The sequence below is a fragment of the Paenibacillus faecalis genome (assembly GCF_900289175.1).
Lineage (GTDB): Bacteria > Bacillota > Bacilli > Paenibacillales > Paenibacillaceae > Paenibacillus_AQ > Paenibacillus_AQ faecalis.
The window spans coordinates 4,616,565-4,639,716 of record NZ_LT985747.1; the positions used below are offsets into that span (position 1 = coordinate 4,616,565).

23 protein-coding genes are annotated in these 23,152 nt (G+C 43.6%); 21 read left to right on the plus strand and 2 right to left on the minus strand.

The window, feature by feature from the left end:
• Positions 1 to 271 precede the first annotated feature (271 nt).
• On the minus strand, positions 272 to 466 hold the full coding sequence (locus C8268_RS21615; protein WP_106769594.1) for a YjzC family protein: 195 nt from the start codon (positions 464 to 466) through the stop codon (positions 272 to 274).
• Positions 467 to 738: 272 nt separating this feature from the next.
• On the opposite strand from C8268_RS21615, the gene C8268_RS22815 reads away from it, so the two are divergent.
• From C8268_RS22815 to rpsR, 4 genes are all read left to right on the plus strand, one after another.
• Positions 739 to 1,062 (plus strand): hypothetical protein, encoded by a 324-nt coding sequence (locus C8268_RS22815; protein ID WP_158702799.1) that lies wholly within the window; start codon positions 739 to 741, stop codon positions 1,060 to 1,062.
• Between the two features lie 239 nt (positions 1,063 to 1,301).
• Positions 1,302 to 1,586 (plus strand): 30S ribosomal protein S6, encoded by a 285-nt coding sequence (gene rpsF / locus C8268_RS21625; protein WP_106769596.1) that lies wholly within the window; start codon positions 1,302 to 1,304, stop codon positions 1,584 to 1,586.
• Between the two features lie 45 nt (positions 1,587 to 1,631).
• On the plus strand, positions 1,632 to 2,111 hold the full coding sequence (ssb, locus tag C8268_RS21630) for a single-stranded DNA-binding protein (RefSeq protein WP_106769597.1): 480 nt from the start codon (positions 1,632 to 1,634) through the stop codon (positions 2,109 to 2,111).
• A gap of 21 nt (positions 2,112 to 2,132) precedes the next feature.
• Entirely contained in the window at positions 2,133 to 2,405 is a 273-nt protein-coding gene (rpsR, locus tag C8268_RS21635; protein WP_006207333.1) for a 30S ribosomal protein S18, read from the plus strand.
• A 178-nt stretch (positions 2,406 to 2,583) separates the two neighbouring features.
• On the opposite strand, the gene C8268_RS21640 is transcribed toward rpsR, so the two are convergent.
• Positions 2,584 to 2,772, minus strand: a complete 189-nt coding sequence (locus C8268_RS21640; protein WP_106769598.1) for a hypothetical protein — start codon at positions 2,770 to 2,772, stop codon at positions 2,584 to 2,586.
• A 723-nt stretch (positions 2,773 to 3,495) separates the two neighbouring features.
• Here C8268_RS21640 and C8268_RS21645 point away from each other — a divergent pair.
• From C8268_RS21645 to C8268_RS21725, 17 genes are all read left to right on the plus strand, one after another.
• Complete coding sequence (locus tag C8268_RS21645) at positions 3,496 to 4,170, plus strand: SOS response-associated peptidase (protein WP_106769599.1); 675 nt, start codon at positions 3,496 to 3,498, stop codon at positions 4,168 to 4,170.
• Positions 4,171 to 4,796: 626 nt separating this feature from the next.
• A complete protein-coding gene (locus tag C8268_RS21650) occupies positions 4,797 to 6,557 on the plus strand; it encodes an ABC transporter substrate-binding protein (protein WP_106769600.1) in 1,761 nt (586 codons plus the stop codon).
• A 66-nt stretch (positions 6,558 to 6,623) separates the two neighbouring features.
• Positions 6,624 to 7,586, plus strand: coding sequence for an ABC transporter permease (locus C8268_RS21655; protein ID WP_106769601.1), 963 nt, complete (start codon positions 6,624 to 6,626; stop codon positions 7,584 to 7,586).
• A gap of 12 nt (positions 7,587 to 7,598) precedes the next feature.
• Positions 7,599 to 8,522, plus strand: coding sequence for an oligopeptide ABC transporter permease (gene opp4C, locus C8268_RS21660; protein WP_106769602.1), 924 nt, complete (start codon positions 7,599 to 7,601; stop codon positions 8,520 to 8,522).
• An 11-nt stretch (positions 8,523 to 8,533) separates the two neighbouring features.
• Complete coding sequence (locus tag C8268_RS21665) at positions 8,534 to 9,511, plus strand: ABC transporter ATP-binding protein (protein ID WP_106769603.1); 978 nt, start codon at positions 8,534 to 8,536, stop codon at positions 9,509 to 9,511.
• On the plus strand, positions 9,508 to 10,473 hold the full coding sequence (locus C8268_RS21670; protein ID WP_106769604.1) for an ABC transporter ATP-binding protein: 966 nt from the start codon (positions 9,508 to 9,510) through the stop codon (positions 10,471 to 10,473). The genes C8268_RS21665 and C8268_RS21670 overlap by 4 nt, the downstream gene beginning before the upstream one ends.
• Before the next feature lie 142 nt (positions 10,474 to 10,615).
• On the plus strand, positions 10,616 to 11,563 hold the full coding sequence (locus C8268_RS21675) for a D-alanyl-D-alanine carboxypeptidase family protein (protein ID WP_106769605.1): 948 nt from the start codon (positions 10,616 to 10,618) through the stop codon (positions 11,561 to 11,563).
• A gap of 261 nt (positions 11,564 to 11,824) precedes the next feature.
• Positions 11,825 to 12,817, plus strand: coding sequence for an LCP family protein (locus C8268_RS21680; protein WP_106769606.1), 993 nt, complete (start codon positions 11,825 to 11,827; stop codon positions 12,815 to 12,817).
• 260 nt (positions 12,818 to 13,077) lie between these two features.
• Entirely contained in the window at positions 13,078 to 13,515 is a 438-nt protein-coding gene (locus C8268_RS21685) for a CBS domain-containing protein (protein WP_106769607.1), read from the plus strand.
• Between the two features lie 183 nt (positions 13,516 to 13,698).
• Complete coding sequence (locus tag C8268_RS21690) at positions 13,699 to 14,001, plus strand: MazG-like family protein (RefSeq protein ID WP_199795006.1); 303 nt, start codon at positions 13,699 to 13,701, stop codon at positions 13,999 to 14,001.
• 6 nt (positions 14,002 to 14,007) lie between these two features.
• Positions 14,008 to 14,925, plus strand: a complete 918-nt coding sequence (locus C8268_RS21695; protein ID WP_106769609.1) for a DUF2232 domain-containing protein — start codon at positions 14,008 to 14,010, stop codon at positions 14,923 to 14,925.
• Positions 14,926 to 14,936: 11 nt separating this feature from the next.
• Complete coding sequence (locus tag C8268_RS21700; protein WP_106769610.1) at positions 14,937 to 16,928, plus strand: DHH family phosphoesterase; 1,992 nt, start codon at positions 14,937 to 14,939, stop codon at positions 16,926 to 16,928.
• Positions 16,925 to 17,368, plus strand: a complete 444-nt coding sequence (rplI, locus tag C8268_RS21705) for a 50S ribosomal protein L9 (protein ID WP_106769611.1) — start codon at positions 16,925 to 16,927, stop codon at positions 17,366 to 17,368. The genes C8268_RS21700 and rplI overlap by 4 nt, the downstream gene beginning before the upstream one ends.
• 1 nt (position 17,369) lies before the next feature.
• Positions 17,370 to 18,734 carry a replicative DNA helicase gene (gene dnaB, locus C8268_RS21710; RefSeq protein WP_106769612.1) on the plus strand — a complete coding sequence of 455 codons (1,365 nt, stop codon included), beginning with the start codon at positions 17,370 to 17,372 and terminating at the stop codon, positions 18,732 to 18,734.
• 245 nt (positions 18,735 to 18,979) lie between these two features.
• A complete protein-coding gene (locus tag C8268_RS21715; protein ID WP_106769613.1) occupies positions 18,980 to 20,266 on the plus strand; it encodes an adenylosuccinate synthase in 1,287 nt (428 codons plus the stop codon).
• 415 nt (positions 20,267 to 20,681) lie between these two features.
• Positions 20,682 to 22,036, plus strand: a protein-coding gene (locus C8268_RS21720) for an IS3 family transposase (protein WP_106765786.1) whose coding sequence is annotated in 2 segments (ribosomal slippage) — positions 20,682 to 21,135 and positions 21,135 to 22,036 — 1,356 coding nt in all. Because the reading frame shifts where the segments join, the coding sequence is not laid out codon by codon here.
• A gap of 217 nt (positions 22,037 to 22,253) precedes the next feature.
• Positions 22,254 to 22,985: a hypothetical protein gene (locus tag C8268_RS21725; RefSeq protein WP_106769614.1), complete on the plus strand. Its 732-nt coding sequence runs from the start codon at positions 22,254 to 22,256 to the stop codon at positions 22,983 to 22,985.
• Positions 22,986 to 23,152 lie beyond the last annotated feature (167 nt).

Here is a 23,152-nt window from a genome sequence, read left to right on the forward strand (position 1 = left end):
CCTCCTGCTGGTTAGGCGGTGCTTGTGAAATTGGAATCTATAGCATACACTATCGCAATACCTCGGTAAATCAGCCTTTACTTGTCCAATACAGGTCAAGCCTTTTGCTTATTCCCTCCGCATGCTTTTTCGTGCAGAGTAAGATTCTATGCGTAATTCAGCTGCGTTGTCCAACGGAACCACACCTCTCTCAAGTGCACCGCCTAATGATATTGTGCGTAATAAACGGATTATTATACGCAAGGTATTTAAAAAAGTTCGGGTAAAGCAATTATTTAGGCTGTACCCGCCTTTTGTTTACCCATACCCGGTCATCATTTGTGTTGTCAGGGAACGGGTCTCCTTTGTTAAGCTTCACTTGTTGAGGATCTTCAATACCCATAATGTGGTCTCTTACACCAACTTCGATATACACACCATTGTTGGGCGCTTTTTCTCCACTGTGAAACTCACTGCGCTCACCCATGACGATTCCTCCTTCATTATAATGAAATACTTTCTTAGGTTGTACCGATAAAGCAGGAATCATGGCAGGTAAAGAGCGGAAGGGCGGGATCGGGGAATGGTAAGATATTTAAGGGGTAGGTGTAAAGGTTGTGAGTGAGCAGAAGTTGTTTCGCGACAATAATTATCCTGAATATATTAATAATTGAATTTATTAATATATTTGCTTAAAAGATTTACTTTTGGAATATTATAGTATATTATAGGTGCATACTTAAAAAGGGAGATGATGAAATGAAGATTCGTTCACTTATTGCAAGTACTGTTCTTACTGCTTCTTTAGTAGCTGGCGGTGCTTCAGCCTTTGCTGAGCAGACACCCCAAACTTCAAATTCTACTTCCTCCACAAGTTTTGAAAGCGCTTTACAAGTATCGTCGTATGAATGGCGTGGTACAAAAACTTTTTATGGTCGAAAACCACCACAAACAACAACTCATGATGATGGTAGAGGATATATTGGAACAGTTACTCTTCAACCAGGAAGCGAATTCCTACTAGATCCTGCTAACAATGTATGGACTGGGAATTATATTGGTGTTTTATATTATCAGTATTAATCAATAACAGCTGAAAATGAAAAGTAGATAATTTTTTTGTGGAAAAATAGCTCCTTATCTTCATGATAGGAGCTTTTTTATTTTTCAATCAGATTTTATGAAGCATTTGATCGTTTGCTTAAGAGGTAAAAGAACTTGCATCCGATCATTCGTTCTGATATATTATTATGGTGCGAGTTAATGCTCGTTCCTTGCTCCCAACTGGATTGGGGGCCGAAGTCCATAAGGAGGTGAAAGATATGCGCAAATATGAAGTGATGTACATTATTCGTCCTGACCTTGAGCAAGAAGCTGTTCAAGCTGCAGTCGATAAATTCCAAGGCATCATCTCCAACGGCGGAGAAATTACAAAGCACGAAGTAATGGGTAAACGCCGTCTTGCGTATGAGATCAAGAAATACCGTGATGGTGTGTATGTTCTGGTGAACTTCAATGCAACACCTGAAGTTGTCGCTGAACTTGAGCGTATCATGAAGATTTCTGACGAAGTCATTCGTTATCTCATTACGAAGGACGTAGCCTAAGACCGAGAGGTTTTGTAATAAATTCGTTCTAAGGAGGGGATTGGATTGTTGAACCGTGTTATTTTGATCGGCCGGCTGACCCGGGATCCGGAGCTGCGCTATACGCCAACAGGAGTAGCGGTCACACAATTTACACTTGCTGTGGATCGTCCGTTTGTCGGACAAGGAGGGGAACGCGAAGCGGATTTTATTCCGATCGTGACCTGGAGGCAGCTTGCTGAAACGTGTGCGAACTACTTGCGTAAAGGTCGTCTGACGGCTGTAGAAGGGCGTATTCAAGTGCGGAATTACGAAAATAACGAAGGTAGACGTGTATATGTTACCGAAGTCATTGCCGATAATGTCCGCTTCCTGGAATCAAACCGTGATCAGAGTGAAGGTGGCGGAAATCGTGAGGAATCGTCGTTTGGCGGAGGAAGCAGCAGCGGAAACCGCGGGAACAGCAACTACTCACGCAACAATCAAGATCCTTTTTCCGATGAAGGAAAACCGATCGATATTTCGGATGATGATTTGCCATTTTAAATTAGGAAGGACTGATAAAGCATGGCTTTTAAGCAAAGAGAAGGCGGAGACAACGATAAAAGACCGGCACGCCGCGGCGGCCGCAACAAACGTCGTAAAGTTTGTTTCTTCACAGTGAATAAGATTACTCACATTGACTATAAAGATACAGATTTGCTCAAGAAGTTCATCAGCGAACGCGGTAAAATTTTGCCACGTCGTGTGACTGGAACGAGTGCAAAATATCAGCGTGCCCTGACGATTGCGATCAAACGCTCCCGTCAAATCGCATTGCTTCCATATACAACGGAGTAAATCTCCGCATAATAAGAAGAGCGGTTCAGCCTAAGTTGCTGAACTGCTCTTTTTTACATATCAAGTATAAATTCATGGGATTAAGGTAAGGAGCCTTATCTAACATGGTTAAATAACGTTACCCCCACTGGCCGATGAGCTGAAGCGCGACATATACTCTTTAACTTCAAAAGTATATTTAAATGAGCCACATTTTCTCTTTTGGGCGGTTTAGCTGCAATAATACATTTAAATCAGCGATATTTTCTTCTTTAGGCAGTTTACCTGCAATAATACATTTGATTTCGCCTGAAACAAGCTTTTTGGCGAAAAGCTTGAATGTTAACTGTACTTTTATAGTTAATTGCCCTAAAATCGAAAAACCCACATTTTTAAATGCACTTTTGCAGCTAGCATGGCAGGGGGCTTCCTGCTGAATATATTATGATACTGGTGTAACGTAAGGCCAGCGTTAACGCTCTTTCCATCTTCTTTGCTGATAAAAATAATTTTAACGGCAATTGCTCGTCCTCGATGACTTCGATAAAAGTATCGACCAACTTCATATCACTTTTATCGTTTTGGTTTTAACATCATAGTGAAATGCACCGAAGTTATATACTCTCTAGAACATGAGAAAAGAAGAGAATGACCGGTACCATTTCTTCAGGATATGTCCATTATAGAAAGACATATGTATTTTCAATATAAGGTGTTCACTCATATTAAAAAAATTAATTTGAACACATATCCGTCTCCTACTAGTAGACAATTGTATTTATGTGAAAATAATAACTTTAATTGAATCTTATTCTATCCTTTGTAAAAACACGTTAAATCATTAATCATTTTTCTTTTAAAATCAACTATTATGAATATTTCTCTTAATTAAATAAGTTGACGAATAGAAGGAGAAACCATGCATCAGTTTTGTCCTTTTCCATAAGACATTTGTCAGCTGACGATAAATGAATCGAAATATGTTAAATAGAGTCAGTGGGCAAACTGGTTTAATTGTTCTATTTGAAATGTCCTCTCACAGTAAACATCAATCGAGCGTGCATAATATTCCTCTTTTATCCAAACGATAAGGAAAAAAGGAGGCATTTTCATGTGCAGACGATTTTCAATGTCCGCAAGTATCGAAGAGCTCGGCAAACAGTTTCAAATCAACAGAGTGATGTATTATTATAAAAATCGCTACAATATCAGTCCAACACAAAAGATTCCAGTCATTCTTCGTGATCAGAACGAAAAAGTGCTTGATGAATTTCGGTGGGGGTTAGTCCCGTATTGGGGTAAGGCTGCCGTGAATGCTGACTTATATCAAGTACATCAAAATCCTTCATATCGCAAAATCGTCGATTTGCGGCGCTGCGTTATTCCTTGTAATGGATTTTATTACTGGAGAACCGTAGGGAAGAAAAGTTATGCTGTAAGGGTTGTTCATCCGAATAATGAATTGTTCGGAGTTGCCGGCCTGTATGAGATCTGGCGAAGTGCCAATGGCGAAGAAATGAGAACGTGCACGATGTTAATGACAGGAGCTAATGTGTTTATTCGGGAATTCGAGGACCGGATGCCAGCAATTTTGTCTAAAGAAGGTGTGGAAACCTGGCTAAGTCCAGAAATCAGAGGGATTCACAATTTGCAGCCACTGCTCAGAACTTTTGAGGGGGCCATGCGAATATACCCAGTTACACCATTGGTAGCAGATGACAATCATGATCATCAACAGTGCATTGAGGAAATGGACCTCAAGCTGGCTTGGGTCAAAAATATTTAAAGGAATAAAGTGTAAGATGGAATCCGGATGATACCGGGTTCTTTTTTGTTATAGGGCTATCTATCTAGATTCTATTAAATCTTACATGAAATCGCTTCAAAAAGAGCTCGTTCAGTAAACCAGGTTAAACTTTGTACCCTGAATATGACCTGTAATGATTATTTTTAGGATGCAAAAGGACTTAGGAATTAAAAATACATTACTCCATGTTAAAAATCCTTACATAGAAACTCGTTTTTAACTTTAAAAAATGAAAAAATGTGAAAATTTTATGAACAAAACATTAAAATTAATCTATTTTCTGAAACTATCATAGACAATTTTTATAAGAAAATTCGCCTTATACCCCGAAATCAACACATAAAACAATTTTTTTAGAGAAAATTTAAAAAAGTAATTGACGTCATCTATTTTTACACGTATCATAACATTAATTTTATAGAGATCGAGATATTATTTAGCGACTTTGGTACTAATTGACCATTGGTATATTTAATGGAAGCTTACAGGCTCTTTTTCATAGTTGTAGTGACATTCTAAATTTTAGTAAACGTAATTATTTATGGATAATAACCAAATTATCCTAATAATTTATAAGCAACATCAATTTAGTAAGGAGGATTAGCATGAGGAAGAGAATGTCGCTATGGCTGGTCATCATGCTGCTTGCCATCACCACTGTACTGGCAGCATGCTCCGGCGGCAACAGTGAAGCACCGCAAGAGGGGGAAAAAGTAAGTCAGGAAGCGCCGAATGGAGAGGAGAAAGATAATGGAACCTCTGCTGAAGGTGGAGACGAAAGCATGGGGTATTTCGAAGCAGAAAGTCCTGAAAAGAACGTTCCAACAGCACTGAATCGTAAAGACACGCTGGTTGTTGGTATGACTGCACCTAAAGGTGTATTTAACCCGTTCTACTGGCAAACAGGATACGACAAACATGTTGTAGACACTGTGTTTGATGCATTCCTGGTTGTTAAAGATGACGGTACATATGAAAACCGTCTGGCAGAGAAGATTGAAGTTTCAGAGGACAAGAAAAAGTATACGTTTACATTGAAGCAGGGTGTGAAGTATACAGACGGAACTCCAGTTACTGTGAAAGACTATGCATTTGCACTGAAAGTACTTCATGACAAGAGCTATGATGGCCAATCCGATATTCACAAGGTCAATATTAAAGGCGGTAAAGAATATTACGAAGGCAAGGCAGACGAAATTTCTGGTGTTAAGATCATTGATGATCACAACATTGAAATCGAAGTGACTGAGCCAAACGCGATGACCAAAGATGAACTGGGAACGATCTATTTCTTTCCAGAACATTACTATGGCAAGGATTACAAGCAAGGTGATCTGGAATACATGAAGGATTTGCACTCGAAGCCAATCGGAAGCGGTCAATATTCCGTAAAGAGCTTCACTCCAGGTCAAGAGGTCGTATTGGAAGCGAATCCGGACTATCACCTGGGCGCACCGAAAATTAAAAATCTGATTTTCAAGTCAACAACCGCAGAAACAAAAATGGCGATGTTAAAGTCTGGTGAAACCGATGTCGATGAAGTCACAGTTAACGAAGACAATGTTGAAGAATTGAAGTCTTATGGTTTCCTGGATTTAAATCTTTTCAAAACGAACGGTTACGGATACATTGCAATGAACCACAATGATCCTAAATTCCAGGATCAAAAAGTACGTCAAGCGCTTATATACGGTTTGAACCGTCCTGAAATTGTAGAAATCGTCTATGGTCAATTCGGTAACGTGATTAACATTCCACAGACTAGCTTGTCTTGGTCATACACAGATGAAGGTATTGAACTATACGATTTTAACATTGATAAAGCAAACCAGTTGCTGGATGAAGCAGGTTGGGCTAAAGGTGCAGACGGTATCCGCGAGAAGGATGGAATTAAATTTCAAATCAATTTCTCCGCAACAGCTGATAACGAAGTAGTAGATGCTCTTATTCCGGTTATGACACAGAATTACCAAGAGCTAGGTATTAAAGTAACAGCCGAGACGCTTGATTTCAATGCGATTATGGATAAGAAGGACCAGGGCAACTTCGATATGTTCTTCGCAGCATGGGGCTTGACACCGGACCCAGATTCAACGGTATACATTACTAACGGAGCACAGAACGATGTCGGATATTCGAATAAGATGGTCGACCAGTATGCTAAAGAAGGCCTGGCAGCTATGGAGCTTGAAGGTCGTAAGGAAGCATACAAGAAGATGTACCAAGAGATAAATAAAGATGTTCCTGCGATCCTGGTATATCAAAGACGTGATATGTGGGCGATAAACTCCAGAGTTAAAAATATGGAAATCTCCCCTTATAAAGACTTTACACATGGTTTGTATAAAGTTGAATTGGAGCAATAACAGCAAGAGAAATATGCTCAGCTCGCAAGAGCTGGGCATATCCACTTATATGCCAGGAGGAATAATATGAAGCATTACATTATTCGCAGGCTGCTGCAGATCATTCCGACCTTGATCGGAATATCCATTCTTATATTTGCGATATCCGCTTTGGTTCCAGGTGATTATATTACAGCTCAAAACAACCCGAACATGACCGCAGAAAAAGCGGCTCAGCTTCGGGCAATTTACGGTTTGGACAAGCCCCCTATAGAGCGCTATTTCACTTGGGTCGGGAATATGATTCAGGGAAACATGGGGGAATCCCTTCAGCACAAGCAGCCCGTTACGACAGTTATAGGGAACTATGTCGGGAATTCATTTATTATCGCCTTTTTCAGCTTGATGTTTAGCTGGATTATTGCTGTCTTCGCAGGTGTATTTTCCGCCAAATTTCAGTATTCATTCTTTGATAAGGCGGTCACATTAATTGTATTTTTATGTATGTCGCTTCCATCTTTCTTTATCGGACTACTTCTCATTAAGATTTTTGCCTTGGATCTTGGCTGGCTGCCTGTGGGCGGTATGAAGACAGCTGGCTTAAATGCAACGGGTTGGGAATATATTTTTGATGTTGCCAAGCATTCGTTAATGCCGATTACTGTATTAACGATGCTGAGTACAGGCAGTTTAACCCGTTATTTCCGTACAAGCATGCTGGAAGTTATCCGTCAGGATTACATTCGGACGGCAAGAGCCAAAGGGCTGAAAGAACGTAAAGTTATATTCAAGCATGCGCTTCGTAACGCACTGCTTCCGGCCATTACACTGATGGGATTTGAACTGCCTGCTCTTTTTGGCGGTGCCATCATTTTGGAGAAAATCTTTATATGGCCCGGGGTTGGTCAGGTTTATCTGGAATCGATCACCATGCGCGACTATCCGTTCATGCTTGGGTTTACAGTGTTCTTGGCTACCCTTACGCTCATCGGCAATCTGATCTCTGATGTGCTGTACGGATTAGCTGATCCAAGAATTCGCTTAAAGTAGGAGGAGATTCATTTGTCCGTTGAGACTTCACCAGTAAAAACGAATCTGCAAGTTCCGAAGAAGCGGCCGGATTCGCCGTGGCGAATGGCGATTCGTCGTTTTGCACGAAACCGTTTGGCTGTAATGGGACTTATTATTTTGGTAATTATGATTATGTTTTCTTTTGCGGGTCCGCTGCTCTCACCGTATTCACTTCATGAATACAGCGCAAAAGATAAAAACCTGCCGCCAAGTGCTGCTCACTGGCTTGGAACGGATAAGATTGGGCGGGATGTCTTGCTCCGACTGATGCTGGCAGGCAGAATTTCTCTTACCGTTGGCTTGGTTGCTACGGGGATCTCCGTAGTTGTTGGGGCAACGCTCGGGGCATTGGCTGGATTTTATCGTAAATATGCAGACACGCTGATTATGCGTATTGCTGATATTTTTATGGCGATGCCGTCTCTGCCGATCCTTATTATTGTGGGGGCAATATTATCCGATCTTGAAATCGAGCCCAAAAACCGTATATTTTTCCTGATGCTTATGATCGGTTTATTGGGGTGGAGCAGTCTTTCCAGGCTTGTACGCGGCCAAATATTAACGCTTCGCGAACAGGAATTTATGCAGGCGACAGAAGCGCTCGGTCTTCGGGACCGTCGTAAAATCTTCCGCCATCTGCTGCCGAATACAGTGCCGATTATTATCGTATCCGCTACGCTAAGTGTAGCCGGAGCTATTATTTATGAATCTTCACTTAGCTTCCTTGGGATCGGGGTTGTTCCGCCAACACCATCATGGGGGAATATGATTTCGGCTGCCAACAATATGATTGATTTCGATAAGAGACCATGGCTGTGGGTACCACCAGGTATGTGTATTCTTATTACCGTTGTAGCGATCAATTTGATCGGCGACGGACTTCGCGACGCACTTGACCCTAAAATGAAGAAGTAGGAGATGCGATCATGGCAAAAGATTTAGTACAATTCCGCAATTTAAAAACGCATTTTCATACCTCCGCAGGTATCGTGAAAGCCGTCGACGATGTCAGCTTTTCGATTCGTGAAGGCGAGACGTTGTGTGTAGTCGGTGAGTCAGGCTGCGGAAAAAGTGTGACAGCCATGTCACTGATGCGTTTGATTGATGTCCCTCCAGTCGGGGGAGAGATATTTTTTGAGGGCAAGGACCTGCTCAAAATGAACAAACGGGATATGAGCATGATTCGTGGTAACGATATCGCCATGATCTTTCAGGAGCCGATGACTTCCTTGAATCCCGTATTGACGATCGGGGAGCAGATTGTTGAGCCGATTATGCTTCACCAACTGGTTAACCGCAAGGAAGCACGTGAACGTGCGATAGAACTTATCAATCTTGTCGGTATCCCTCGTGCAGAAAAAATTTATGAGTCGTACCCGCATGAGCTTAGCGGCGGTATGCGTCAGCGGATTATGATCGCAATTGCGCTCAGTTGTAATCCAAAGCTGCTCATTGCCGATGAGCCGACTACAGCGCTTGATGTTACGATTCAGGCACAAATTCTGGACTTAATGCGTGATATTAAGGATAAGTTTAATACATCGATTATGTTGATTACGCATGACCTCGGTGTCGTGGCAGAAATGGCCGATTATGTAGTTGTTATGTATGCCGGTAAAGTAATCGAAGAGGCTCCTGTCATCGAGTTGTTCCAGAATCCGAAGCATCCATATACGAAAGGACTTTTAAAAGCCAAGCCAATTATTAACCAAAAGCAGGACCGTTTATATTCGATACCGGGGCAAGTACCTAATCCGATTGAGCTCGGGAACAATTGCCATTTCCACGACAGATGCGAATTTTGTATGAATATTTGTACTGAGAAGGAACCTCCGCTTGCTGTCGATCCTAATGGTCATAAGGTTGCATGCTGGCTGTACGAAGAGGAGGGGAAAAAGAAATGAGTCAGGCGTTGATTGAAGTTACCGATCTGAAGAAATATTTCCCTATTACTGGCGGTGTATTCCAGCGTAAAGTCGGCAACGTTAAAGCTGTCGATGGTGTCAGCTTTACGATTAATCGCGGTGAATCCTTTGGGCTTGTTGGAGAATCAGGCTGTGGAAAAAGTACCATAGGACGTACTATTCTCCGCCTCCTTGAAAAAACAGAGGGACAAGTTGTTTTCAATGGTCAGGACATCCATACGTTGTCCAAAAATAAGCTGCGTGAAATGCGACCTAAAATGCAGATCGTATTCCAGGACCCTTTCAGCTCACTTAATCCGAGAATTAAAGTAGGGGAAGCTATTGGTGAAGCGCTTCTGGATCATGGACTTGTTGACCGAAAAAATTTAAAGAATCGGGTCATTGAAACGCTTGAGATCTGCGGATTGTCTGGCTATCATTATGACCGTTTCCCGCATGAATTTTCCGGAGGACAGCGTCAGCGGATCGGTATTGCACGGGCCTTGATCTTGAACCCGGAATTCATCGTAGCCGATGAGCCGGTGTCTGCGCTTGACGTATCCATACAGGCACAGATCATTAACTTGCTGACTGATCTGCAGAGGGAGAAACAGCTCACATACTTGTTCATATCCCATGATCTCAGCGTTGTAGAGCATCTATGCAACCGAATTGGCGTGATGTATCTGGGTTCTATGGTTGAGATGGCCAGCAAGGAAGAACTGTTCCGTAATCCACTTCACCCATATACGAAAGCTCTTCTTTCTGCTGTTCCGGTTCCAGATCCGACATTAAAGCGTGAGCGAATCGTCTTGAAAGGCGATATACCTAGCCCAGCGAATCCACCTTCTGGATGTAAGTTCCATACTCGTTGTCCGCTTGCCTCCGACCTGTGCAAACAGCAAATACCGGAGTATCGTAACATGGGCGATGAACATTATGTAGCTTGTCATTATGCTTAAATAAAAATACATGATTCATTGTTATATGAAAACGGCGACAGGTCATCTGTTCGCTGTTTTTTTTCGAAAATATTAAGAAAATTTGAAAAAAATGCAGACTAAACCGCCGTTTCATCCGTCTAATATTATGGAGGGCTTACATATGAAAAAACGGTGGTTATGGTTTGTAATCAGTGCAGTTATAGTAATTCCTGTCGTTTTGATCTTTACAACGAATACAGAACGTATCGGTATTAGGCCAGAAGTAGAAGCTAAGGCAGTTGTGCTTATGGATATGAATACTGGACAAATTCTGTTTAGTGAAAATGGGGATGAGCCTCTGCCTCCAGCGAGTATGTCCAAAATGATGACTGAACTCATCATCCTGGACGAAATGAAGAGTGGTCATCATGATTGGGATGAAGTAGTGACGATTAGCGAGAACGCAAGTACCGTAGGCGGGGTGCGGTTATCTTTAAATACAGGGGATCAGCTTACTTTGGGGGAGCTGTTCCAAAGCATGGCTGTCTATTCCGCGAACGATGCGGCAGTAGCGCTTGCTGAGCATTTTGCCGGGTCAGAATCGGAGTTTGTTAAACGAATGAATCTGAAGGCGAAAGAGCTTCAACTTTCCAGCAAAACATACTTCTTCAGTGCGTCAGGTTTTGAACATAGTGGTAAAAATTCTGCTGACAATCCAAGAGAGACTCGTATGACGGCGATCGATACAGCCAAGCTTGCATCTCATCTCATCAAAAGTTACCCTGAAATATTAAATACATCAAGCAAGACACAAATGAAGCTTTCAGGCCGAGACCTGTACTTAAGCACGACCAACTGGATGCTTCCTTCACTTGGCGGTCCTTATTCGTACGAAGGGACAGACGGATTAAAAACAGGCTATACGGAAAAAGCGGGTTATTGCTTTACCGGAACAGCTGAAAAAGCAGGAAGCCGTCTCATAGCCGTTGTGCTGGGGACTGAAAGTAAGGAAGCTCAGTTTGAAGAGGCTCGAAAGTTATTTGATTATGGTTTTTCTAAAACATTAACCTTGAAAGAGCGGCTGAATGATTGGTTCCATATTGGGAAATCATCGGCTGCTCTTTCTTAATCTACAGAGAAATCACCTAAATTGGTAGTTTTATAGAACTGCCGTCCTGGACTTCACATAAAGCGCAACTCTGGTTTACAATAGACCGTGTGCAGTTTTAAGCCTTTATCTTAGAAACAGGCTTCGGTCATGCGTCAATCCTACGCTTACCGTTTAATTAAGGAAGGAGGCGAGCCAAGAGGCAGAAACTTTTTCCGCTAAAATTGGTTTATCTCATATAAATATGCTTTTTATTTTACAAAAAAAGAAGGAATCTATCCTATGAAGAGGAAAACATTATATATTGCTCTTGCTGCAGTTGTGCTGCTGGGCGGCTTAGGTTATTTGTTCCGAGGTCAGCTTGCAGTAATGGCATTTGATTTATTCATGTCGGATAAGGTGGAGAGCTCGCTGCAAAAGTCGTATAAGCCGCTTCAGAGTGAACAAACGCCTGAGCCTGTCGTTCTTCAAAGTGAGCCGTTTAGTGTTATGCTGCTGGGGAGCGATCAGCGCGAGGATGAGCCCGCCCGTTCGGACACGATGATATTTGCTGTGGTACGTCCTAAAGAATCAAATATACTGCTTGTCTCTATCCCCCGGGATACGTATGTGGATATTATCGGTAAAGATAAGAAAGATAAAATTACACACGCTTTCGCTTTCGGCGGGCATCAGATGGCCAAGGATACGATGGAAGCTTTCCTGGATGAAGAGATCGATTATTATGCATCCATCAATTTCCAAGGACTAAAGGATGTCGTTGATGCGATGGGCGGTGTTGAGCTTCCGATTGGCAAAGACATTGTAAATAAGGGAAAAAATCACGAGAAATTTACAGTTAAAGCGAATAAACCGATATATACAGGTGAGGAAGCGCTGAATTATGTGCGTTACCGGGAAGATAGTGACTTCAACCGGGCAAAGCGTCAACAGGTGTTTCTGGATGCGGTAGCAAAACGGATGATGGAACCTGGTCAAATCGCGAAAGTGCCTGAATTTATTGAGATTATGGGCGATAATTTTCAGACTGACATGCAGCCTAAATTCATTACAGACCTGGCGAAGCAGATGTTGACCGGGGGCAAGCCGGAAATAACAAGCTTTACTATTATGGGTGAAGGCATGAGATTGAATGGCGTCTATTATAATGATGCCAATGATGAGGATGTTAAACGGGCTCAAGAGATGATCGATAACTGGATGGACCCAGAAACTCCAGAATCTCAGCTGATGAAACCTGAAGACACGAACAAAACGGAAACCACAGAGAAATAAATAATCCCATTAGTCAATATATAACGACTTTTAGAATGGGCAAAACGGGCATATCATTGAATTTTTAATCAGCAGTCCGGAATGTCCGACTGCTGATTTTATGTTCTTCATGAAACAGTTGATGTGTTGCTTGCGTATATATATAAAGCGTTTGCAAAAATGCTCATGAAGTACAGGTTTTGCAGCATAGCTATTTAAATGAGACATTATTACTTTATGGATGGGCCTCACGTTTACGCTCATAAGGAGGATTCATAATTATGAATATCGCGTTTTTTTTGCTGCCGAAACAGGAAGTCATCTGTTTAACGATGGATTCCACGCTGCGGCAGACGCTAGAGCGGATGGAGTATCATCGTTATACAGCCGTGCCTATTCTCGATAAAGATGGACAATATGCGGGTACGGTAACAGAAGGCGATCTTTTGTGGCACATGAAAAACTCGAATGGGAAGATTACATTTGAGAATGCATCGAAATTTTTACTTAAAGATGTTCCGCTTTGTATGAATATTAAACCCGTATCGATCGAAGCTAAAATGGAGGATTTGATCAATTTGGCCAAAGTACAGAACTTTGTACCCGTGGTAGACGATATGAATCGGTTTATCGGCATCGTAAGACGGAGCCAGATTATTGAATACTGTGAGAAGTATGTATCCAGAGAGGAAAGTTTGGAGTCACATGGGGCAACCTAAAACATGATTGTTTGCCACTTCTCAAGTTCACAGGCCTGCCATCGCTTTATTTTGCGAAGCAGGCCTGTTCTACAGATGAGCTTGGGACCGGCCAGCCGCTGGGCTCTTTTGTGTGGATGGGTAGCTTTTGTGATATAATGGAGAATAAAGCTTTTTTTCAGGGAGAGATGGAACTTGTCGAACATGCCAAAGGATTTGGATGTGGCTAAGCGCGCCAAGGTAATTGAATGGCTCAAGACTGAAGTGGTTGATAACGTATCCCGACTGTTCAAAGCGCTGTGGGAAGGAAGTACAGCCAAGGTGGGCGACAGTCTGGCTAGCTTGATGATGAGTTCTTACATACTAGGCCGTAGACTAGGCATGTCATATCGGGATATGGATGATCTCTTAATTGAAAAGTTGAAGAAACATAAGCAGGAAGGGCATCAGTTGGAAGATTGGTATCAGGATATTTCTGCGTTGGAAGAACATTTACGTAAGAGGTGAGCACATTTGAAACAGCGTTGGGTAACAGTAGTGTGGAGCGTTATTTATTTGCTTCTGCTGCTCTCTTTACTTACACCATTTTCGATTGTAACCGCGCTTCTAGTGATTGTGCCGGTTGCAATTCTTTTCACAGCATTAAATACAAAATCATTTATTCTTCACCTTGCCCCGGTATGGCTGGTCGTGGCACTGATTTCTCCGATATATTTGATACTTGCGGCTTATTTCATAATTCCCGGAATCGTGATGGGATACTGGTATCGAAAGAGAGCGCCGGCAATGCGTGTGTTGAAATATGGAATAGCGTCCATACTCATCGAAATGCTTCTACTGCTTGTAGTTGGAACTGCATTTTTCCAGATTGATCTGTCGGAATATGTGGACCAAATTGTACAAATGACAACCTCACCGTTAGAGCAGATGGGTGTTGATAGCGGTATGACCGGACAGTTCGTACCGACTCAGGAGCATATAGACACTTTTAAAGAGAGAACCATGATGATGGTTCCGTTTGCGATGATTATTAGCTCGATCTTGATGACGGCTGTAACACATGCGTTGACTCGTCCGATTCTGAGCAGTATGGGTTACTCCGTACCTGCATTGAAAAAGGCGCGGGAATGGATGCTTCCCCGTTCCTTGATTTGGTATTATCTGATCGTTTGGATAATAGGTATGTTCAGCAGGGGAACAGATAGCGGCACCCTGAAGATGATTGTGGTCAATGCCATGCCGCTGCTACAGTTTTGCTTTATGATTCAGGCTCTCGGATTTTTCTTTTTCCTCACTCATGAGAAGAAATGGCATCCGATTGTTCCATATCTTGTCGCTGTTCCGATTTTGTTTTTCCCGCCGATGCTTATTATTGGTTTATTAGACCTGGCGTTCCCACTGCGACAGTCCATAAGTAAAAAAAATAGATAGGGTGATTAGTCATGCCTAAATTTCTGCAGAAACGCTGGCACGGCTATCATACCGTCTGGGCGTTTGCGCTGGTTCTATTACTTGTTGCTTTTCTGTCTTTCTATAATACCTGGGCTGGTGTTATCGGCCTGCTGCTTGCGATTATAAGCGGTTATTTGATGCTCAGGGCAGAGCTGAAGTTCCGAAGTGATCTGGTTGAATATATCGGTGATTTATCGTTTCGTATCCGGCGTGTGGAGGGCGAAGCGGTCAGTATGCTGCCATTTGGAATTATTCTCTACAGTGAGGATAAGACCGTTGAGTGGCACAATCAATTCGTTGTGAACATGTTTCCGCACCAAACACTGGTGGGTATGCCTTTGAATGAACTATTTCCCAAGCTTATCGATGCGATACGGGAAAAAAAGGAGTCCAAAGAGGGCTTAAAGGCGGAGCTGCGTCTGGTGCTGAACCATGATCGTAAATATTATGAAGCTACCGTTATACCAGAAGAGCGGCTTATTTATCTGGACGAGATTACAGAGCTTGTCGTACTGCGTCAGCGTTATGAGGAAGAGCGGCTTGCCCTTGGCATTTTGATGATGGATAATGTTGATGAAGCAACTCAGGGGATGGATGATCAGCAGCGTACAGCGCTTTTGGCGAAGGTAAGCAGTGAAGTTACAGATTGGGCTCGCGAGTTCAACGTTTATTTACGGAGGCTTTCCTCTGAGCGTTTTCTGATGATGCTGAACAAAAAATCACTCGATGCTCTGGAGAACAGTCGCTTCCTTATTCTTGATAAGGTTCGGGAGATGACGGCTGATTTGAAGGTGCCGCTGACACTCAGTGCAGGGCTTGCCTTTGGTTCGGAGGACATCAGGGAGCTTGGTCAGTTGGCTCAGTCATCATTGGATATGGCTCTTGGACGCGGGGGCGATCAGGCCGCTGTAAAGGCCGGACAGAGGTTATCTTTTTATGGCGGAAAGTCAAATGCTGTGGAGAAACGGACCCGGGTGCGTGCCCGTGTTATTTCCCATGCGCTCCGTGATCTGATCCAGGAAAGTGATCGTGTCATCATCATGGGGCATAAAATGCCGGATATGGATGTGGTCGGTGCTTCCATAGGGGTACTGAAAGCAGCTCAGCTGTTTGATGTGGAGGCCCATATCGTTCTTGAAGGAATCAATCCTTCCGTCAAGCGGATTATGGAAGAGGTTCGCAAGGATGAAAACTTGATGAGCCAGTTTATTTCACCGGAGCAGGCGATGCAAAATCTAACCCAGCATACGCTGCTTGTTATAGTGGATACTCATAAAGCCTCGATGACGATGGAGCCGCGGCTTGTGAAGCAGGCCAGCCGGGTTGTCGTCATTGATCATCACCGTCGTGGTGAAGAATTTATTAATGATGCCGTGCTCGTATATCTGGAGCCGTATGCATCATCAGCCTGTGAGCTGGTGACCGAGGTACTTCAATACATTCATGACCGGGTGTCTTTGTCTCCGCTGGAAGCTACGGCTCTTCTCGCAGGTATTACAGTGGATACGAAGCATTATGCACTGCATACTGGATCGCGTACGTTTGAAGCGGCGGGGTTCCTGAGACGGCATGGTGCAGACACCATGATGATCCAGCGGGTGTTAAAAGAAGATCTGACAGAATTTATAGCTAAGGCCGAGATTGTAAAACATGCTAGAATGGTATATGAACACATCGCGCTCGCAGTGACACATAAAGGAGAGAAGGTATCTCAGCTGCTTATAGCTCAGGTGGCGGATATGCTGCTGAATATGACAGATGTTCAAGCTTCCTTTGTTATTGGCGAACGGCCTGATGGTCTGATTGGAATCAGTGCAAGGTCTATGGGGCGAATGAACGTTCAGGTCGTTATGGAACGGCTCGGCGGTGGTGGACATCTAACCAACGCCGCGGTTCAGCTTGATATGACGATTGAGGAAGCGGAAGACGCGCTCTTGGAAGTACTGGCTGACATTGAAGCGAAAGAGGGGTTATTGGAATGAAAGTTATTTTTATTAAAGATATGAAGGGTCAAGGCAAGAAAGGCGAGGTAAAAGAGGTATCGGAAGGTTATGCTACAAACTTCTTGTTTCCGCGCGGTATCGCTCGGCCCGCTACTTCAGGTAACATGAAAACGCTGGAGCAGCAGAAGGTATCTGAAGAAAAACGCAAACAGCAGGAGAAAGAAGAAGCTATAGCGCTTGGGAAGAAGCTTGAGGAAATGACGATAACCGTGAAAGCCAAGTCTGGTGAGGGCGGACGTTTGTTTGGTGCCATCACAAGCAAGCAGATTGCAGAAACCTTGGCGGCACAAAAGATTAAGATTGATAAACGCAAAATTGAATTGAGCGAGCCGATTCGTACATTGGGTGTAACACAGGTGCCTGTGAAGCTTCACCCTGATGTCAAAGTAACACTCAAGGTTCAAATTACGGAGGAGTAAAATGGGCGGAGAACTCTATTTCGATCGGATACCTCCCCAGAACCTCGAAGCGGAGCAGGCGGTGCTTGGCGCCGTACTGCTTCAAAGCGAGGCGCTGATTACAGCGATGGAACGGGTGCAGACCGAGGATTTCTACGACAAGACGCACCAGATGATCTACGAAGTAATGGTGCAGCTTGGAGAAGAGAACCAGCCGATCGATCTGGTGACACTTACTTCCCGACTTCAAGATAAAGGGCAGCTGGAGGAGATCGGCGGTGTAAGCTACTTGGCTAAGCTGGCCAATGCTGTACCGACAGCTGCTAACGTAGATTATTACGCTCAGATTATCGAAGAGAAATCGATGCTGCGTCGCCTAATCCGCACAGCCACGCAGATTGTCAGTGAAGGATATACCGCCGGCGATGATGTATCAGGCATGTTAAGCGAGGCCGAGCGTCGTATTTTGGAAATATCCAACCGTCGAACAGGCAGCGGATTTATTGCGATTCGTGATGTGCTGATGGAAGTGTTCGAAAAGGTAGAGGTTCTTCATCAAAACAAGGGGAATACGACAGGCATTCCATCAGGGTTTGTAGACCTGGATAAAATGACGAGCGGATTTCAGCGCAGTGACCTGATTATCGTAGCGGCTCGGCCGTCTGTCGGTAAAACGGCATTTGCGCTGAACATCGCTCAAAATGTAGCTATTCGGGCCAAAGAGACCGTGGCGATCTTCAGTCTGGAAATGTCTGCGCCTCAGCTGGTGCAGCGTATGATCTGTGCCGAAGCCAATCTTGACGCCGGGGTTATGCGTACCGGTGATTTCAAGAGTGACGATGATTGGTCCAAACTGACGATGGGCATTGCCGCTCTGTCGGAGGCTGAAATTTATATTGATGATACGCCGGGTGTAACGGTTGCGGATATACGGGCCAAATGCCGCCGCCTGAAGAAGGAGAAGGGGCTGGGGATGATTGTTATCGATTACCTGCAGCTCATTCACGGGCGAGGCAAGCCTGGAGAGAATAGGCAGCAGGAAGTTTCGGAAATTTCCCGTACCCTAAAGCAAATTGCACGTGAGTTGGAAGTGCCGGTTATTGCACTGTCTCAGCTCAGCCGGGGTGTAGAACAGCGTCAGGATAAACGCCCGATGATGAGTGACTTGCGGGAGTCCGGCTCGATTGAGCAGGATGCTGATATTGTCGCGTTTCTTTACCGCGATGATTATTACAATCAGGAAACAGAGAAGAAAAACATCATCGAGATTATTATTGCCAAGCAGCGTAACGGTCCGGTGGGCACGGTGGAATTGGTGTTCTTGAAGAACTTTAACAAGTTCGTCAATTACGAAAGGACACATGCCGATGCTTTTGCAGCCGGTTAGAATACCTGAATCGATCTTTTTTATACTATTTCAACTAATAACTGAATGAATTTCTGCCGAGTTTCGCCTTAATTCCGAACGATCATACAATTTATTGTGTGATCGTTCGTTTTTTTATTGACTTTGAAAAAGCGGGCTGTTACACTAATATTGCTTTTTGAAGGTAGCATTTAATGACAGGAAACAGAATTTTTTAGTTAAAGTGAATAATTTAGGGTGTTTTAATCCGAAACGGAGGAATGAAGATGTCAACAGTCGTCGTCGTGGGAACACAATGGGGAGATGAGGGAAAAGGGAAAATCACGGATTATCTGGCTGAGACAGCCGACGTGGTGGCCCGCTACCAGGGCGGTAATAACGCCGGCCATACGATTCTGATTGACGGTAAGAAGTTCAAGCTGAGCTTGATTCCATCCGGTATATTTTATAAAGACAAGACTTGTGTAATCGGCAATGGTATGGTTGTTAATCCGTCTGCATTGATGGAAGAGATTAGCTATATTCACGATCACGGTTTTACGACAGATCATCTGGTTATTAGCGATCGGGCACATGTGATCATGCCTTATCACATGCTGCTTGATGCGCTGGAGGAAGACCGCAAAGGTCCTAACAAGATCGGGACGACCCGTAAAGGCATTGGACCATGTTACATGGATAAAGCAGCACGAAACGGTATTCGTATTGCGGATTTGATGGATGCTCAGGAGTTTGAGCTAAAGCTGCGCCATATAATGAGAGAAAAGAATGATATTATTAAGCAGGTGTATGGTGGCCAAGAGCTGGATGTTGAGGAGACGCTGACGCAGTATCTTGCGTATGCCGAACAAATTCGCCCTTATGTACGTGATACATCCGTTGTTCTCAATGATGCGATCGATGCTGGTCGAAAGGTGTTGTTCGAGGGGGCTCAAGGCGTCATGCTGGACATCGATCATGGTACGTATCCATTTGTCACTTCTTCGAACCCTTCTGCCGGCGGTGTTTGTATCGGTTCTGGTGTTGGGCCAGCTAAGATTCAGCAGGTTATCGGTGTAGCTAAGTCATATACAACCCGTGTCGGGGATGGACCGTTCCCAACGGAGCTGAACAACGAAATTGGTGAATATATTCGGGAAAAAGGGCATGAGTACGGTACAGTAACCGGACGCGCCCGCCGTATCGGCTGGTTTGATAGCGTCGTAGTACGCCATGCCCGTCGTGTCAGCGGTATTACAGGCTTGTCTCTGAATTCTCTTGATGTATTAAGCGGTCTTGCCACTGTGAAGATCTGTACATCTTACAAGTATCGCGGCGAGGAGATTACCCATTACCCGGCCAGCCTGAAGATGCTGGCTGAGTGCGAAGCGGTGTATGAAGAGCTTCCCGGCTGGGATGAGGATATTACAAATGCGAAGACATTGGAGGACCTTCCGGAGAACACACGTCGTTACGTAGAACGTGTATCTGAACTGACCGGAATTCCGATTGCGATCTTCTCCGTAGGACGTAATCGCGAACAAACGAATCAAATCCTTCCGATTTATGAATAAAGTGACTTGGATTGTGAAGCCTGTCATATGAGTATATTGGCAGGCTTTTTTCTTATATTATAGATACCTGTAACAAGGCTGACTTGGAGAAAATTATCCCATGATGTGGGGAATGTATCCCTTGGAAAACGTAATATAGTCAATATAATAATATGTATAAACTCCGTTCGAGTATTTGAAGATGAATAGGTGAAAGCGCTTAATAAGTTGTTTTCCAAGTACATCTGAGCTAACGAAAATGGAGAATATACCAGTCACAGACGCTGCAAGCGGTTCAGAAATATGTTGCAATGGGATTTGGGGATCGCTCGGAAAGCCGCTTGCCGTTGTGTATAAGCTCTATGCAGCTAAATAAAGAACTGAACTGCACCCCAATTGTTAGACACACTCTAACAGTTGGGGGTGCAGTTTTTTTATGACTAAATTTACGAAAGATAGTAAATTGGCGATAATTCAAGGGTATGACCCTGATCTTATATCGCAGACGGAATACGCAAATCAAATGGGCGTTACTAAGTCCCAATTCCAATATTGGTTGAAGCTCTATGAGATGCATGGTCAGTCAGCCTTTATTAACGGCTATACAAATTATCCGGCAAGCTTTAAACTGGACGTACTCAATCATATGGCTCAATCAGACGCTTCTCTCATGGATACCGCTGCTCTGTTCAACCTTCCGGACTTCTCCATGTTGTATTCCTGGCAGAAAAAGATGGAGACAGGCGGTCTAGAAGCCCTTGAGCCAAAAAAGAAGGGGCGTCCATCCATGAAGAAAGATTCCAATTCGTCTATCAAACGATCCGTAGTTGAAGGGTCTGACGAAGCACTTAAAGAACGTATCAAGCAGCTTGAAATGGAAAATGAGTATCTAAAAAAGTTGAATGCCTTAGTTCGAAACAAGGAAAAATCACCAAACAAGACAAAGCACAAGTCGTCTGGGAACTGAGGCATAAATATCCGGTGATGGCACTCGTACAGCTGGCTGGTATCCCGCGCAGCACCTATTACAACCTTATAGCACGTATAAATCAACCAGATTTGAATACCGATTTGGAAGCTGAAATTCAGTCAATTTACGCGGAACATGAGGGGCGTTACGGATATCGCCGTATTCGTGATGAACTGGTAACCCGTGGATGGAAAGTAAACCATAAGAAGGTTCAGCGGCTCATGAAAAAGCTAGGCATTAAATGCCTAGTCCGCATGAAAAAGTATAAGTCGTATAAAGGGACAGTGGGCAAGATTGCACCGAATCATCTGGACCGCCAGTTCACGGCGGAGGCGCCAAATGAGAAATGGGTGACGGACATCACGGAGTTTAAGTTGTTTGGAGAAAAGCTGTATCTATCGCCCATTTTGGACTTATTCAACGGGGAGATTATCACCTATACCATTGGTTCACGACCAACATATTCTCTGGTATCTGAAATGCTGGATGCAGGACTGAAGCGTCTGCCGGAAGAGCACCATCTTCTTCTTCATTCAGATCAAGGATGGCATTACCAAATGAAGCCGTATCGCCATGCGCTTAAGTCGAGAGGCATTCTCCAAAGCATGTCACGAAAAGGGAATTGTTACGATAATGCCGTCATAGAGAATTTCTTCGGTATTCTCAAGTCGGAGTTTCTGTACTGTAAAGAGTTTGAAAATGTGGAGCATTTCAAGAAAGAACTGAAAAAATATATTGAATACTACAATACTAAACGGTTGAAGGCAAAATTCAAAATGAGTCCGGTACAGTACCGAACTCATTTTGAAAAAGCTGCCTGATGAAATAACCGTGTCTAACTTTTGGGGGTCACTTCACTTCAGACTGGCTTGTTCTGTTTGTTTTTTGCAGCTTGTCTTGTAGAAAGTGTAATAAAAATGTGAGAAAGAGGGCATTTTAAGAGGTTGAACCTTCGGCATGTCGTCCATACTGAAAATAAGACAGGAAAATATTCATCATGTCATTTTTGTAACATGCATGAGAAGGAGGGCCAGTCATATGAAGCTGATGAAATGGCTGCTTAAAATCAGCCTTACAGCAGTGCTAGTAAGTACACTTACGATTCTAACTACAGGAATTGTAGTGAATGCTTATCTTCAGTCGGTGCTCGCCAGCTTTAATATTCAGTTGGAGGCTCAGCCGTTGGGGTTTGGAGGCATCATGAAAAATTTACTCGGTTTTAATCATTCAAGCCAGCAGGAAGACAAGGATACAGCTTCGGATGAAGCGGGGGAGACTATCAAGAATGATAGCGAAAATAATGACGCCTCAACCGGATCATCTGACACGGAGAAAGATAACATGTCACCAGAGAATCGTGTGGGAGCGCAAGACAGTGATTCGAAAAAGCAGGATTCTGAAGCGGGAGGAGCTTCAAGAGATCGCGATGACAACAGGGATGATCAAACAGCAGAGGAGAATGCCCCGCCAGAAGACTCACTGCCGGTTATGGGACGAGATCTGAGTGAATCGGTAACAGATCAAGGGGATCAACAGGTGGTAATGACTCCGGATGATATGGTTAGCAGGAAGAGCAGTCTGACCACGAAAGAGAAAGAAGAGATCTTCACAATCTTCATGAACAAGCTTCCACAAGCGGAAATGCAGAAGATTTCCGAAGCGATGGAAGACGGATTAACCGCTGCCGAGCTGGAGGAAATTGAGAGCGGGATTTCCGAATATTTGAGTGAAGAGGAGTTTAAAAAATTAATGACCATGCTTAAAGAATAAGAAATATAGGTAAAAACGCCTAATAAAACCTCTGCTTATTATATTTCGATAAAAGCCGCGTGTTTCGCGGCTTTTTTTATGTGAGCAAGAGACTTGATAAGATTGTAAAAGCTGTGTTAAAGTAAACTAGTGTTGAAAAGGTTAAGATTTTGAAACCTTTTAATGAC

Bases quoted from the DNA above. Each gene is read 5' to 3' on its own strand.
- C8268_RS21615 (WP_106769594.1), bottom strand. From the start codon at position 466: ATGGGTGAGCGCAGTGAGTTTCACAGTGGAGAAAAAGCGCCCAACAAT.
- C8268_RS22815 (WP_158702799.1), top strand. From the start codon at position 739: ATGAAGATTCGTTCACTTATTGCAAGTACTGTTCTTACTGCTTCTTTA.
- rpsF (WP_106769596.1), top strand. From the start codon at position 1,302: ATGCGCAAATATGAAGTGATGTACATTATTCGTCCTGACCTTGAGCAA.
- rpsR (WP_006207333.1), top strand. From the start codon at position 2,133: ATGGCTTTTAAGCAAAGAGAAGGCGGAGACAACGATAAAAGACCGGCA.
- C8268_RS21645 (WP_106769599.1), top strand. From the start codon at position 3,496: ATGTGCAGACGATTTTCAATGTCCGCAAGTATCGAAGAGCTCGGCAAA.
- C8268_RS21650 (WP_106769600.1), top strand. From the start codon at position 4,797: ATGAGGAAGAGAATGTCGCTATGGCTGGTCATCATGCTGCTTGCCATC.
- C8268_RS21655 (WP_106769601.1), top strand. From the start codon at position 6,624: ATGAAGCATTACATTATTCGCAGGCTGCTGCAGATCATTCCGACCTTG.
- C8268_RS21665 (WP_106769603.1), top strand. From the start codon at position 8,534: ATGGCAAAAGATTTAGTACAATTCCGCAATTTAAAAACGCATTTTCAT.
- C8268_RS21670 (WP_106769604.1), top strand. From the start codon at position 9,508: ATGAGTCAGGCGTTGATTGAAGTTACCGATCTGAAGAAATATTTCCCT.
- C8268_RS21675 (WP_106769605.1), top strand. From the start codon at position 10,616: ATGAAAAAACGGTGGTTATGGTTTGTAATCAGTGCAGTTATAGTAATT.
- C8268_RS21680 (WP_106769606.1), top strand. From the start codon at position 11,825: ATGAAGAGGAAAACATTATATATTGCTCTTGCTGCAGTTGTGCTGCTG.
- C8268_RS21685 (WP_106769607.1), top strand. From the start codon at position 13,078: ATGAATATCGCGTTTTTTTTGCTGCCGAAACAGGAAGTCATCTGTTTA.
- C8268_RS21690 (WP_199795006.1), top strand. From the start codon at position 13,699: ATGCCAAAGGATTTGGATGTGGCTAAGCGCGCCAAGGTAATTGAATGG.
- C8268_RS21700 (WP_106769610.1), top strand. From the start codon at position 14,937: ATGCCTAAATTTCTGCAGAAACGCTGGCACGGCTATCATACCGTCTGG.
- rplI (WP_106769611.1), top strand. From the start codon at position 16,925: ATGAAAGTTATTTTTATTAAAGATATGAAGGGTCAAGGCAAGAAAGGC.
- dnaB (WP_106769612.1), top strand. From the start codon at position 17,370: ATGGGCGGAGAACTCTATTTCGATCGGATACCTCCCCAGAACCTCGAA.
- C8268_RS21715 (WP_106769613.1), top strand. From the start codon at position 18,980: ATGTCAACAGTCGTCGTCGTGGGAACACAATGGGGAGATGAGGGAAAA.
- C8268_RS21725 (WP_106769614.1), top strand. From the start codon at position 22,254: ATGAAGCTGATGAAATGGCTGCTTAAAATCAGCCTTACAGCAGTGCTA.